Origin of the sequence: Stenotrophomonas sp. NY11291, from assembly GCF_023277365.1 — a bacterium.
GTDB classification, from domain to species: domain Bacteria; phylum Pseudomonadota; class Gammaproteobacteria; order Xanthomonadales; family Xanthomonadaceae; genus Stenotrophomonas; species Stenotrophomonas geniculata.
The window spans coordinates 309,933-323,045 of the sequence record NZ_CP096975.1; the positions used below are offsets into that span (position 1 = coordinate 309,933).

The window sequence follows — 13,113 nt, forward strand, 5'->3', positions numbered from 1 at the left end:
AAGCCGCATCGAACCCGGGCCGCCTGCGCGCCTACCATGGGGGTCCGTTCCCGATCCTGCCAGGTGCGTGCCGATGACCGCCGACCCCAGCATCCACACCATCGATACCGGCTTCCAGCGTCCCGACTTCGACGCGGCCTACCTGATCGTTGAAAACGGTCGCGCGGCCTTCGTCGACTGCGGTACCGGGCTGTCGGTGCCGGCGATGCTGCAGGCGCTGGCGGACGCCGGCCTGGGCGTGGAAGCGGTGGATTGGCTGCTGCTCACGCACGTGCACCTGGACCACGCCGGCGGCGCAGGCTTGCTGATGCAGCAGCTGCCGAACGCAAAGGCGGTGCTGCACCCGCGCGGTGCGCCGCACATGATCGACCCGACCCGGCTGATTGCCGGTGCGACGGCGGTGTACGGCGCCGAAGAGATCGCACGCAGCTATGGCCGCATCGAGGCGATTGCCGAACACCGCGTGGTGGTGGCCGAGGACGGCCACCACATCGACCTGGCCGGCCGCGAGCTGGTACTGCTGCACACGCCGGGCCACGCGCTGCACCACTACTGCGTGTGGGATGCGCGCAGCCGCAGCTGGTTCACAGGCGATACCTTCGGCATCTCCTACCGCGAGCTGGACAGCGCGCAAGGTGCCTTCATCTTCCCGACGTCGTCGCCGGTACAGTTCGACCCGGAAGCGATGAAGGCCTCGATCCAGCGCATGCTGGGCTACGGCCCGCAGGCGATGTACCTGACCCACTACGGTCGTGTGGAACAGGTGGAGAAACTGGCCGACGACCTGTTCGAGCAGATCGATGCGATGGCCGCCATCGGCCGCCAGTGCGATGGCCGGCCGGACCGTCACCGCTGCCTGCTGGCTGCACTGCAGGCGCTGTACCTGGAACGTGCACAGCTGCATGGCTGTGCGCTGGACGATGCGGCGGTGACTGCGGTGCTGGCGATGGACATCGAACTCAATGCGCAGGGCCTGGCCTGCTGGCTGGATCGCATCAGCAGGTAGATCTACGCCATGCGCGGGTGACGCCGCCCCAAGCCGCGCCGTGATGTCACGACCACGTTACACTCTGGTGACTTCCAAGCTAGCCGTGGTACTGCCGTGAATCCGATGCGCGTGTTGCTGCTGTCGTCCTGCCTGTTCGTCGGTGGCCTGGCCCATGCGGCCAATGACCTTCCCGGTGGCGGCATCGATCCGCAGGCACTGTCGCGCCACGTGCGTGTGCTGGCGTCGGATGAATTCGAGGGCCGCGCGCCGGCGACCGAAGGCGAAGAACGCACGGTGCAGTACCTGATCGAGCAGTTCCGCAGCTATGGCCTGCAGCCGGGTGGTGTGGATGGCAGCTGGGTGCAGCCGGTGCCGCTGGTGCGCGCGCAGCTTGATGGGCCGGCCAAGGCCAGCCTGTCGCTGAAGCAGGGCAAGCGCGCGCTGGCCAACGGCGTGGACGTGACCCTGCAGAGCCTGCAGCCGCGCAAGCGCGTGCAGATCAAGAACGCGCCGCTGGTGTTCGTCGGTTACGGCATCGACGCGCCGGAACGCCAGTGGAATGACTACAAGGACGTGGACCTGCACGGCAAGATCGCCGTCATGCTGATCAATGACGCGGATTTCGAAGCCGATGCGCCGGGCGCGTTCGACGGCAAGGCAGTGACCTACTACGGCCGCTGGACCTACAAGTTCGAGGAAGCCGCACGCCGTGGCGCCGAGGGCGTGCTGATCGTGCACGAGACTGCGCCGGCTGCCTATGGTTGGGCCACGGTGAAGAGCTCGGGCACCTCGCCGCTGTTCGACATCGAGCGCAGCCAGGCTGAAGCCATGGCGCAGCACACACCGCTGCGCGGCTGGATGCAGCGCGAGCTGGCTGAGGCGATCTTCGCCGACGCGGGCCTGGACTTCGACGCCGAGAAGCGCAAGGCGATGCGCGCCGACTTCCGTCCGGTGGCGCTGGATAACGCGAAGCTGAGCGTGGACTTCGCACTCAAGCGCGAGCAGGTGGTGACCCGCAACGTGGTGGCCAAGCTGCCCGGCGGCGAGCATGGCGACGAGGCGGTGATCTTCTCCGCGCACTGGGATGCGTTCGGTATCGGCCAGGCCGATGCCAAGGGCGATCGCATCCGCCGTGGTGCGATCGACAACGCCACTGGCGTGGCCACGGTGCTGGAACTGGGCCGCGTGTTCGCCGCCGGCCCGCAGCCGCAGCGCACGCTGTACTTCGTGGCACTGACCGCTGAAGAGAAGGGCCTGCTGGGCGCCAGCTACTACGCCACGCATCCGCTGGCGCCGCTGGACAAGACCGCTGCAGTGCTGAACATCGAAATGTTCAGCCCGGATGGCCCGACCCGTGACATCGCTTCGTGGGGCAAGGGCCGGGTGTCGCTGGAAGGCGATCTGGAACGCGTGGCCAAGGCCCGCGGCCGCAGCTACAGCCCGGACCCGAACCTGGAAGCGGGCTTCTTCTACCGCGCCGACCACTTCGCCTTCGCCCGCCTGGGCGTGCCGGCGATCACCATCGGCCCGGGCCTGGACAAGCTGGACGGCGGTGTTGAAGCCGGCCGCGCGCTGCGCGAGAAGTACTTCGCCGACTGCTACCACCAGGCCTGCGATGCCTGGACCCCGAGCTGGGATCCGAGCGGCCACGCCGCCGATACCCTGCTGGTCTACGACCTGGGTGCCGAGCTGGCCAACAGCCGCCGCTGGCCGACGTGGGAAAAGGAATCGGAGTTCCGCAGCGCGCGCGACAAGAGCGAAGCCGCCCGCCGCTGAGGTAGTGCCGGCCGCTGGCCGGCAACCTCGTGAACCTTCGGAAAGAATGTGGAGTTGCCGGCCAGCGGCCGGCACGATCGCGCGCTCATCAGCGCCGGCGCAACAGCGTCCATGCGCCCCAGCCACTGGCCGCGAGCGCGGCCAGATAGCACGCCACCATCGTACGCAGGCCAACCGGTGATCCTGCGTTGATGCCGCGGTGCAGGCGCAGTTGCAGCGAGCTGTGGCCGCTGCCCAGGTCCACCGCCAGCTGCAGCGCCAGCGCGCCGCAGAACACCAGCAGGGCGATCCCGAACCCGATGCGTGGCCATGCGGCCTGTGCGTTGGGGCGGCGCAGCAGCCAGGCCAGTGCCGTGGTTGCGGCCAGCGTCGCCGCGATCCACATCAGTGGCGTGGCGGGAGACGCAGCGGCCACCGGCAGTGCACCGGTGGCCGCAATTACGGCAACGCGCTTACGTGCGGGTGCCGTCGAGCCAGTTCGGGCCCTTGTTGGTAAGGAAGAACACATAGACCACCAACGATACCGCGATCGTGGCGGTTACGTAGATAGCGAACCAGTCGACATGGCCGGTCTTCAGCGCGCCCTGGTACAGCAGCGGGGCGGTGCCACCGAACAGCGAGTTGGCCAGCGCGTAACCCAGGCCCACGCCCAGTGCACGCACGTGGGTGGGGAACAGCTCGGCCTTCACCACCGCGTTGATGGAGGTGTAGCCGGTGAGGATGACGAAGGCCATGGCCAGGGTCAGGAAGGCCAGGGTGGCGTCATGCTGGTGCGGCAGCTGGGTGATCAGGTACCAGCTGTACAGCACGCCGCCGACGCCGAAGAACACCAGCAGGGTCTTGCGGCCGATGATGTCCGACAGCCAGCCGCCGACCGGCTGCAGCACCATCAGGAACGCCAGCACGCCCAGGTTGATCAGGGTGCCGGTCATCGGGTCGTTGCCGGCGAAGGCGCTCTGGATCATCTTCGGGCCGTTCACCGAGTAGGTGTAGAAGGCCACGGTGCCACCGGCGGTGATCAGGAAGCACAGCAGCAGCGGCCGCCACTGGTGCACGAACAGCTCGTACATCGAACCGGACTTCTGTGCCTTGCCTTCGCGTGCGGCTTCGATGGACGACTCCGACAGCGACTCGTCCATGCCCCGCCGCAGCCAGAACACCACCACCGCGGCGATGCCACCGATGCCGAAGGCGATGCGCCAGCCCCACTCGGAGATCTCCGGCTTGCCCCAGAAGGTCAGCATCAGCAGCAGGGTCAGCTGGGCCAGCACATGGCCGCCAACCAGGGTGACGTAGTGGAAGGAGGACAGGAAACCGCGTCGGCCGGGAATGGCCGCCTCGGACATGTAGGTGGCGCTGGCGCCGTACTCGCCACCGGTGGCGAAGCCCTGCAGCAGGCGCGCGAACAGCAGGATGACCGCGGCCCAGATACCGATGCTGGCGGCGGTGGGGGTGATGGCGATGAGGAACGAGCACAGCGCCATCAGCGTGACCGAGACCGTCAGCGCCAGGCGGCGGCCGTGACGGTCGGCGAAGCGGCCGAAGAACCAGGCACCGATCGGGCGCATCAAGAAGGTCGCGGCGAAGATCGCCCACACGTACAGGGTGGAGTTCTTGTCGTCCGGCGAGAAGAACTGCGATTCGAAGTACACGGCGAACACCGAGTACACGTAGACGTCATACCACTCCACCAGGTTGCCGGCGGAGCCTTTGAGGGTGTTGGAGATCGACCGCCGCAGGGCAGCGCGGTCGTTTGCGGGTACGGCAGGTTGGGACGTGGTGCTCATCTGGGTGGGAATCCTCGATGCGGCGCGTCCGTGCGCAGGGAAAACGGCGCCCAGCCTTGGGGCGGCGCGGCCGGGCAGCCCTCTTGGTACTGCATCGGCCGTCAACACGGGGTAGCAGACCAGAGCAGGGTGCATGGATGGATGACAGCGTGCCACCGTCCGGGGTGCCGGACCATACTCAAAACGTCCTAGAATCCGCCTTCCCCCGGCTCCCTGGTGTGTCATGTCGGCTCCCCCTTCTTCGTCTGCGGCTGCCCCCCGGGGTGGCCTTGTCGCGCTGGCATTGCTGCTGGTCTACGTGGTCTGGGGCTCGACCTATCTGGGCATCGCCAAGGCCCTGCACGGCGGCGCGCTGCCGCTGACGATGGTCTCCGGCAGCCGGTTCATCATTGCCGGTGGCCTGATGTTCCTGGCCTTGCGCCTGTTCTGGACGATGCCGAACCCGACCCTGCGGCAGTGGCGCAACCTGGTGGTGATGGGCGTGACCATGCTGGTGCTGGGCAACGGCATGGTGGTGCTGGCCGAGCGTGAGGTGTCTTCGGGACTGGCCGCCACCGCAGTGGCCTCGGTGCCGCTGTGGATGGCGCTGTTCTCGGCGCTGCGTGGCCAACATGCCAGCAAGGGTGAATGGCTGGGCATCGCGGTCGGCTTTGTCGGCGTGGTCTGGCTCAATGCCGGCAGCAGCCTGACCGCCTCGCCAACCGGGCTGGTGCTGCTGCTGATTGCACCGATTGGCTGGGCGTTCGGTTCGGTGTGGTCACGTGGCCTGGACCTGCCGGGCCCGTTCATGACCGCTGCCGGGCAGATGATCTGCGGCGGCGTGCTGCTGGTGCTGATCGGCCTGGCCGTGGGCGAACGCCCCACCACGCTGCCCGATATCGGTGGCCTGCTGGCGATGGCCTACCTGTGCGTGTTCGGTTCCATCGTCGCGTTCACCGCCTACGTATGGCTGCTGCAGAACGTGCGCCCGGCGCTGGCGGGCAGCTATGCGTACGTCAATCCGGTGATTGCCGTGCTGCTGGGCGCTGCATTGAATGGTGAACGCTTTGGATGGCGGGACTTCCTCGCCATGGCGGTGATTCTTCTGGGTGTGGTGGTGCTGACAATGGCAAGGACACGAAAGAAATGAGCATGGACGAGAAAGAACAACGCCGGGGCCTGCTGGTCACTGCGTCCACCTTCGTGATCTGGGGGTTGGTGCCGGTGTACTGGCACCTGCTCAACGAGGTCCCCTCGTTCCAGATCATCGCCCACCGCATCATCTGGAGCACCGTGCTGGTGCTGGGCTGGCTGCTGCTCAGTTCGCGCCTGGGCTGGTGGCAGAAGATCGCCGCACAGCCGCGCGCGCTGCCGATCCTGCTGGTGTCGAGCCTGACCATCGCGTTCAACTGGGGCCTGTACATCTGGGCGGTCAACGCCGGCCATGTGATCGAAACCAGCCTGGGTTACTTCATCAACCCGCTGGTGAACGTGCTGCTGGGCGTGCTGGTACTGAAGGAGCGCCTGCGCCGCCTGCAGTGGGTGGCGGTGGCGATGGCGGCGGTGGGTGTGGCCTGGCTGACCATCGATGCGGGCACGCCACCGTGGATCGCGTTGGGCCTGGCCTGTTCGTTCGGCCTGTATGGGCTGCTGCGCAAGCTGGTTTCGGTCGATCCGGTGGCCGGGCTGGGCGTGGAGAGCATGTACCTGTTCCTGCCGGCGCTGGCGTTCGCGATCTGGGCCGAGAACGGCCATGGCGGCGCGTTCTTCCATGGCTGGGGCTGGCACAACGACCTGCTGCTGATCTTTGGCGGTGCGGTGACGGCCGTGCCGCTGATCGGCTTCGCTTACGGCGTGAAGCGCATTCCGCTGTCGCTGGTCGGCATCCTGCAGTACATCGCGCCGAGCCTGCAGTTGCTGCTGGGCGTGTTTTTCTTCCACGAAGCGTTCGATACCGCCAAGGCGATCGGCTTCGCGGCGATCTGGGCCGGCCTGGTGCTGTTCGTCGGCGACAACATCCGCACGATGCGCAAGCGGTAGCGGCGCCGGGATCCGGCCACGCTTTCCGCAAAAAAAGAACGGCGCCCCGAGGGGCGCCGTTCTGCTTCCATCCACCGCCAGGAGAGAGATGGCGGTGGCGGGAACGCGGTTGCAGGCTTAGAAGCGCTGCTGGTACTTCATGTACATGAAACGACCGATGTCGAAGCCACCGTAGTAGGTGAAGCTGCTGTTCGGCTGGCTGTACATGATCGGACCCTGGTGGTCGAAGACGTTGTTCACGCCCAGCGACACGGTGCCGTCCCACGGCAGGCTGTAACGCACCTGCAGGTCGTGGAAGGTGTTGGAGCCCACCTTGCGGCTCGGCTGCGCATCGGTGTACGGCGAGACGAAGCCGGCCATGTTGCAGTCCGGGCCACCGGCCAGGTCATACGAGCAGGCTTCCTTCATGCCCGAGTAGTAGCGGGCGGTCCAGCCGATGCCCAGATCGCCGTATTGCCAATCCAGGTTGAAGGTCGAACGCACGCGGAAGTTGCCCTGCCAGCCGGTCTTCTGCTCCACCGGCGTGGTAGCGGCGCTGTCGTTGCGCTGCTCCAGGTAGTCGGTGTAGGTGGTGTTCCAGTTGATGGCGAACTTGCCGTACGCGGTTTCCGGCAGGCGGTAACGCACGCCGATGTCATAGCCGGCGGTTTCGCGATAGCCAGCATTGACCAGCGAACGATCCAGCGCCGAGACCTGGCCACGGGTGGCCGCAGCGGTGGAACGGGTGAAGCGACCGCAGGCCGAATCCACACCCTGCACGTAGCACTGGTTGAGGATGTCGGTGGCCGACTCGCCGACGATGGCGTTGTTGATGCGGATCTTCCACCAGTCCAGGCTGACGTCCAGGCCCTGCACGAATTCCGGGCTGTAGACCAGGCCGACGGTCCAGGTCTTGGCGGTTTCCGGCTTCAGTTCCGGGTTGGAACCCGAGTTGAAATCGGAGGTGGCCTGCTGGCCCGGGCGGTTGGCAAGGTTGCCGTCCGTACCGGTCTGCTGACGGAAGTTGGCGGGCACATTCAGCGCCTTGCAGCGTGCTGCCACGGTCGGGCTGCTGGCGGCGATGCCGAACTTCGTATCGCACGGATCGGTGAACGAATCGCGGCTGGACACGGCGCCGCCGTAGAGATCGTCCACGGTGGGTGCACGGAAGCCGGTACCGTAGGTCGCGCGCACCAGCAGGCTGTCGATCGGCTTCCACTTCAGGCCGAACTTGCTGTTGGTGGTCGAACCGAAGGTGTTGTAGTCGGTGTAACGACCGGCCAGGTCCAGCGACAGTTCACGCGCGAACGGCATGTCGGCCAGCAGCGGCACCTGCATTTCCAGGTAGACCTCGTTGAGCGAGTAATCGCCACGGGTCGGCTGGCCGGTGGTGCCGGCGATCTGGCCCTTTTGCACCATCAGGTCCGGGGTGTAGCTGGCCTCTTCGCTTCGGTGCTCGAAGCCCATCGCACCCATGATGTCACCGGCAGGCAGAGTGAACAGCGAGCCGGAGATGTTGGCGCTGGCCACCTTGGTGGTGCTCTTCATCTTGTCCACGAAGCGGGTGAACAGGTAGTCCTGCACGTCCTGGTTGCCCAGCGAGCCCGGGCCCACATAGCCCATCGGCGCGGCCGGGTTCCACGGCACGCAGCCGGCGATCACCGCACCCGGGGTGCCACAGCGTGCCACGGTGCCATCCATGAAGGACGGGCCGACCGCCAGGTCGACGTGCGGCTGGTACATGCTGCCGGTACCGATGCGCTCGCCTTCATTGCGGTTGTACATGTAGCTGACGTTCCAGTCCCAGTAACGCGAACCGGTTTCGAAGCTGCCTTCCAGGCCGATGCTGGCGCGCTTGGTATCCAGGTTGTTCTCGGTGCCGCGCGGAAGTTCTTCAGTGCGGTGCGAGAACAGGACGTCCTGGCCCCACTTGTTGAAGGTGCTGTCCTTGGACAGGGCAGCACGGGTGCCATTGCGGGCCTGTGCGGCCGATACCGAGTACGGGTAGCCGGCCAGGTGCTTGGTCGACTCGCGCTTGCTGTACAGCGCGTCGGCCACGATGCGCAGGTTGTCGGTGATCGAGAAACCACCGTTGGCGAACACCGAGGTGCGCTCCAGACCGCTCAGCAGGCTCATGTTGGTCTTGGCGTTGGCACCATCAGCCGGGTCCGGGGTGTGGAAGTTGCCAGCTTGGCTCGGATCACCGCCCGGGCCCACGGTCAGCGGCTTGCCGCCGACGGTGACGGTGCCCCACTGGGTGGTCGGGCTCAGCGCGTCGACGTCATCGGCGTGGCGTGGGCCACCCGGGTAACGGCTGAACTCGCGCTCGCTGCCGAGGATCTCGTCTTCCTTGGTGCGCTCGGCGCCGACGCTGAACCAGCCGCGGTCGAAGGTCTTGCCGAAGGTGGCGCTGTAGGAGCGCTTCTGGCCGTCGCCTTCACCGTACTGGCCGACGTAGACGCTGGCTTCGCCACCGTCGAAGTTCTTGCGGGTGATGATGTTGACCACACCGGCGATGGCGTCCGAGCCGTACAGCGCGGATGCGCCGTCGGTCAGCACTTCCACGCGCTCGACGATGGCGGACGGAATCGAAGCCAGGTCGGAGTAGCCACCAGCGCTGACGCCCATGCGGCGGCCGTCGATCAGCACCAGGCTGCGTTCCGGGCCGAGGTTGCGCAGGCTGACGTACGTGCCGCCGAAGTCGCGCGAAGAACTCAGCGACGACGAGCGGCTCAGGCTCGGAGCACCGGCGGCGGTGACGTCCTGCAGGATGTCGGCGACGTTGATGTAGCCCTTCTTCTCGATCTCGGCGCGGCTGAGCGCGACGACCGGCTGTGCGGTCTCGACGCTGGCCTGGCGGATGCGCGAGCCGGTGATCTCGATGCGGTCGAGGTTGGTCGGGGTATCGCCGGCGCTCTGTGCGAAGGCGGGGGTGGTGCAGCTGGCGGCCAGCGCGATGACGATCGCGTTGCGCAGCGGAGTGGTTTTCAGGGACATCCGTGACATCTCGTGTTTCAGGAAAACAAGCGTCCGTTCTGTGGGCGCGTGGGGTGCTGCAAACCAACGTGGGGGCCGGGATTCTAGAGTGTTTCCATTCGTAACTGTTTGTCGCCATGCCGCTGAATGTGCGCGAAGATGAATCGCAACCAACAATCCACAGATGCGACGTGCGCAGCGTCACGCACGTTGCATGCGCGATGGGCAGAGGCATCGATAGCGGCGGATTTCCGCCGATCTGTAGCAGCGCGTGTGCGCAGGCACCCATCCGCGCCATGCGTGGATGATGGGCAAACAAAAAGGGACGGAGCCTTGGCTCCGTCCCTCTGCAGGATGCGCAATCTATCGCTGAGAAATGCTCAGGTTTCGCGCAGCGCCGTGGTGATCGGCAACCGGGCCGCGCGCAGCGCCGGGAACAGGCCGCCGACCAGGCCGATGCCCAGCGCCCATTTCAAACCCGTCCACAGCAGTTCCGGCGACACATGGAACTTGAACACCACCGCGCTGAAGTTGCTGCCGATGGTGGACACGCTGTAGCCATTGAACAGCAGCCATGCCACCGCACAGCCGAGCAGGCCACCCAGCAGCGCCAGCAGCATCGTCTCCAGCATCACCGCGGTCACCACCGGCAGGCCCCGGAAGCCGATCGCGCGCATGGTGGCGATCTCGCGCGCACGCGTGGCCACGGCCGCATACATGGTGTTGAGCGCGCCGAACACCGTACCGACCGCCATGATCGTGCCGATTACCTTGCCGAGGATGTCGATCAGCTTGGTCAGCCCACCGCCCTGCTTGCTGTAGTAGACACGGGTGGTTTCCACGTCCAGCTTCAGGCGTGGATCAGCGGCGACGGCGGCCTTGAACTGCTCGAAGCCGGCCTTGCCATCGGTGCGCACGCTGATCGACTGCCACGCACTGCGCTGGTAGGTGGTGGCCAGCGTATCGGCGTCGGTCCACAGTTCCGAATCATGTGCATCGCCGGTGGCGAAGACGCCCACCACGGTCCAGGTCTGGTTGCCCAGGGTCAGCGTCCTGCCCACATCCAGATCGCGGAACTGGCCCTTGGCGCCCTGGCCGACCACGATCTCGCGCAGGCCAGTGGCGAACGTGCGGCCTTCGACGATCTTGACCTTGTCGTGCACCGCCCACGCCTGCGGGCCGACGCCGCGGAACTGCGCGTTGACGTCGGTGCCATCGGACTTTGACACCAGGTTGACCACCTGCGACAGCTCTGGTGACAGCAGCGGCCGACCTTCGGCATCGCGGGTGATGCCGGGCAGGGTGGACAGCGTGGGAACCTGCTCGCGGGTGATGACCGAGTTGGTCTCGGCCTGCGAGCCACCGCGCAGCACGATGGCGGTGGTGTCATCGCCGGTGTTGTTGAGCGTGGCCTGGAAGCCTTCGCCCATCGCCAGCATCGCCACCAGCACGCCGACCACGCCGGCGATGCCGACCACGATCACCGAGGACGCGCCCCAGCGCTGCGGCAGGCTGGCCACGCCGATGCGGGTGGCGGCCAGTGCCAGCCGGCCGCCACGGGTCAGCAGAAGCCACAGGGCCACCAGCACGGCCACGGCCAGCACGCCGATCCACGGCAGGCTGATCCACAGCACCAGGCCGATCACCAGCAGCAGCATCGTCACGCCGTTGCCCAGCCACTTCTTGAGTTTGCTCTTGAACATGTCGGTGTTCTCCTCAGCGGCCGGCCAGTGCGTCGACGATCTTCAGGCGCTTGGCACGCAGCGCCGGCAACAGGCCGACGATGATGCCGATCACCACGATCAGGCCCAGCCCCATCAGCCAGGTCGGCGTCGGCACGTGCGGCGGCAGCATGCCCATGCTTTTCGGCCCGATCGCCGGCAGGATCAGCGCGGCCAGGCCCATGCCGATTAGCCCGCCGAGGCCGATCAGCAGCACCGACTCCACCATCACCAGGGTCAGCACGGTGCTGTCCTTGAAGCCCAGCGTTTTCAGCGTGGCCAGTTCCGGCACGCGCTCGCGCACCGCCTGTGCCATGGTGTTGCCGGTCAACAGCAGCAGGGTGAAGAACACCGCGCCCATGATCGAAGTGACGATCATGCCGATGTCGGCGAACTGCTTGACGAAGGCCTGCTGGAACGCCGATTCGGTCTGGGTCTTGGTCTCGTGGTCGGAGTTGGCCGAGATCGCGTCGATTGCCTGAGCCACCCGCGAGGAGTGGTCCGGGTTGTCCAGCGTCACCGTGTACCAGCTCACCTGGTTCTTGATGTAGTCGTTGGATTCATCGAAGTACTTCCAGTTCATCATCAGCTGGCGTTCTTCATTGGCGGCCAGCGCACGGTCCTTGGAGCGGTAGATGCCCTTCAGCTCCAGCGGCCAGTCGTTGCTGCCGCCACGCGGGAAGATCGTGGCCTGCAGCGGGATGGTGTCGCCGATCTTCCAGCCGAACTGCTTGGCCAGGGTTTCGCCGACGATCGCACCGGTGCGGGTCTGCTTCCAGTCTTCCAGCTGCGCCGGATCGATCTGCAGTTCGCGGTAGACATCGAAGTAGTTGGGCGACACCGAGAAGTTCGGGAAGAAGTTCTTCGGGTCCTGGTAGATGCCGCCGAACCACATGCCATAGGCCACGTCGCGTACGCCGGCCACCTGGCGGATCTGGGTTTCAAGGCGGATCGGCAGCGACTGGGTGATCGACAGCCGCGAGGCCACCACCAGGCGGTTGGCGCCTTCCACGCTGCCGCCGGACGAGAACGCCACGCGCACCGAGTCGAGCATGCCGAACAGCAGGAACGCGGCCACCACCGACAGCAGGGTCAACAAGGTGCGCGTGCGGCTGCGGAACAGCTGCGCCCACACCAACGAGAAGTATTTCATCGCCGTGGCCTCCGTCAGTGGGCCAGCGGCGCGTCGGCCAGCTCGCCCTTGTCCAGGTGCACCGTGTGCGTGGCGTACTCGGCGGCCTTCGGGTCATGGGTGACCATGATGATGGTCTTGCCGTGTTCGCGGTTGAGCTGCTGCAGCAGGCCCAGGATCTCTTCGGCGGACTGGCGGTCGAGGTCGCCGGTCGGTTCGTCGCAGATCAGGAATGTCGGGTCGGAGACGATCGCGCGGGCGATCGCCACGCGCTGCTGCTGGCCGCCGGACAGTTCGTTGGGGCGATGGCTGCGGCGGTCGGCCAGGCCGACCAGGGTCAGCGCGATCTCGGCATTGCGCTTGCGCTGCGCCGCGCTGAGGTGGGTCAGCAGCAGCGGCAGCTCCACGTTCTTCTGCGCGGTCAGCATCGGCATCAGGTTGTAGAACTGGAACACGAAGCCGACGTGGTGGCTGCGCCAGGTGGACAGCTGGGCGCCGCTCATCTGGTCGATGCGCTCGCCCTCGATGCTGATCTCGCCGCCACTGGGGTTGTCCAGCCCACCGATCAGGTTGAGCAGGGTGGTCTTGCCCGAACCGGACGGGCCCATCAGCGCGACGAAGTCGCCGCTGGCGATGTCCAGGTCGATGCCGTGCAGCACCTGCACTTTCTCGGGGCCACGCTGGTAGGTATTGGTGATGTTGCGCAGTGAAACCAGGGTCGACATGGGTTGTTCT

The 13,113-nt window shown here is 66.3% G+C and carries 10 protein-coding genes; 4 read left to right on the forward strand and 6 right to left on the reverse strand.

What is annotated here, in order from left to right; all coding sequences use genetic code 11:
- The first annotated feature begins 73 nt into the window (after positions 1 to 73).
- Both M1L61_RS01395 and M1L61_RS01400 read left to right on the forward strand, forming a co-directional pair.
- A complete protein-coding gene (locus M1L61_RS01395; protein WP_019338601.1) occupies positions 74 to 1,006 on the forward strand; it encodes an MBL fold metallo-hydrolase in 933 nt (310 codons plus the stop codon).
- Between the two features lie 105 nt (positions 1,007 to 1,111).
- Complete coding sequence (locus tag M1L61_RS01400; protein WP_057503840.1) at positions 1,112 to 2,764, forward strand: M28 family metallopeptidase; 1,653 nt, start codon at positions 1,112 to 1,114, stop codon at positions 2,762 to 2,764.
- An 88-nt stretch (positions 2,765 to 2,852) separates the two neighbouring features.
- On the opposite strand, the gene M1L61_RS01405 is transcribed toward M1L61_RS01400, so the two are convergent.
- Together M1L61_RS01405 and M1L61_RS01410 are read right to left on the reverse strand one after the other, a co-directional pair.
- Positions 2,853 to 3,149 carry a hypothetical protein gene (locus M1L61_RS01405; RefSeq protein WP_049435524.1) on the reverse strand — a complete coding sequence of 99 codons (297 nt, stop codon included), beginning with the start codon at positions 3,147 to 3,149 and terminating at the stop codon, positions 2,853 to 2,855.
- Positions 3,150 to 3,216: 67 nt separating this feature from the next.
- Entirely contained in the window at positions 3,217 to 4,551 is a 1,335-nt protein-coding gene (locus M1L61_RS01410) for an MFS transporter (protein ID WP_019338650.1), read from the reverse strand.
- Between the two features lie 223 nt (positions 4,552 to 4,774).
- On the opposite strand from M1L61_RS01410, the gene yedA reads away from it, so the two are divergent.
- Both yedA and rarD read left to right on the forward strand, forming a co-directional pair.
- Positions 4,775 to 5,680, forward strand: coding sequence for a drug/metabolite exporter YedA (yedA, locus tag M1L61_RS01415; RefSeq protein WP_049454352.1), 906 nt, complete (start codon positions 4,775 to 4,777; stop codon positions 5,678 to 5,680).
- Positions 5,677 to 6,570 (forward strand): EamA family transporter RarD, encoded by an 894-nt coding sequence (gene rarD, locus M1L61_RS01420; protein ID WP_010486962.1) that lies wholly within the window; start codon positions 5,677 to 5,679, stop codon positions 6,568 to 6,570. The genes yedA and rarD overlap by 4 nt, the downstream gene beginning before the upstream one ends.
- Before the next feature lie 117 nt (positions 6,571 to 6,687).
- Here rarD and M1L61_RS01425 read toward each other — a convergent pair whose 3' ends face one another.
- The 4 genes from M1L61_RS01425 to M1L61_RS01440 form a co-directional block, all read right to left on the reverse strand.
- A complete protein-coding gene (locus M1L61_RS01425; RefSeq protein ID WP_053442387.1) occupies positions 6,688 to 9,546 on the reverse strand; it encodes a TonB-dependent receptor in 2,859 nt (952 codons plus the stop codon).
- Between the two features lie 359 nt (positions 9,547 to 9,905).
- The gene (locus tag M1L61_RS01430; protein WP_248854221.1) at positions 9,906 to 11,228 is read right to left on the reverse strand and encodes an ABC transporter permease; all 1,323 of its coding nucleotides are present in this window, start codon (positions 11,226 to 11,228) and stop codon (positions 9,906 to 9,908) included.
- 13 nt (positions 11,229 to 11,241) lie between these two features.
- Positions 11,242 to 12,399 (reverse strand): ABC transporter permease, encoded by a 1,158-nt coding sequence (locus tag M1L61_RS01435; RefSeq protein WP_019338655.1) that lies wholly within the window; start codon positions 12,397 to 12,399, stop codon positions 11,242 to 11,244.
- 14 nt (positions 12,400 to 12,413) lie between these two features.
- Positions 12,414 to 13,103, reverse strand: a complete 690-nt coding sequence (locus tag M1L61_RS01440) for an ABC transporter ATP-binding protein (protein WP_248854222.1) — start codon at positions 13,101 to 13,103, stop codon at positions 12,414 to 12,416.
- Positions 13,104 to 13,113: the final 10 nt, after the last annotated feature.

What these genes read in the sequence shown, in the direction of transcription:
- M1L61_RS01395 (WP_019338601.1), top strand. Translation starts at nt 74, where the DNA reads ATGACCGCCGACCCCAGCATCCACACCATCGATACCGGCTTCCAGCGT.
- M1L61_RS01440 (WP_248854222.1), bottom strand. Translation starts at nt 13,103, where the DNA reads ATGTCGACCCTGGTTTCACTGCGCAACATCACCAATACCTACCAGCGT.
- M1L61_RS01425 (WP_053442387.1), bottom strand. Translation starts at nt 9,546, where the DNA reads ATGTCCCTGAAAACCACTCCGCTGCGCAACGCGATCGTCATCGCGCTG.
- rarD (WP_010486962.1), top strand. Translation starts at nt 5,677, where the DNA reads ATGAGCATGGACGAGAAAGAACAACGCCGGGGCCTGCTGGTCACTGCG.
- M1L61_RS01400 (WP_057503840.1), top strand. Translation starts at nt 1,112, where the DNA reads ATGCGCGTGTTGCTGCTGTCGTCCTGCCTGTTCGTCGGTGGCCTGGCC.
- M1L61_RS01410 (WP_019338650.1), bottom strand. Translation starts at nt 4,551, where the DNA reads ATGAGCACCACGTCCCAACCTGCCGTACCCGCAAACGACCGCGCTGCC.
- M1L61_RS01435 (WP_019338655.1), bottom strand. Translation starts at nt 12,399, where the DNA reads ATGAAATACTTCTCGTTGGTGTGGGCGCAGCTGTTCCGCAGCCGCACG.
- M1L61_RS01405 (WP_049435524.1), bottom strand. Translation starts at nt 3,149, where the DNA reads ATGTGGATCGCGGCGACGCTGGCCGCAACCACGGCACTGGCCTGGCTG.
- M1L61_RS01430 (WP_248854221.1), bottom strand. Translation starts at nt 11,228, where the DNA reads ATGTTCAAGAGCAAACTCAAGAAGTGGCTGGGCAACGGCGTGACGATG.
- yedA (WP_049454352.1), top strand. Translation starts at nt 4,775, where the DNA reads ATGTCGGCTCCCCCTTCTTCGTCTGCGGCTGCCCCCCGGGGTGGCCTT.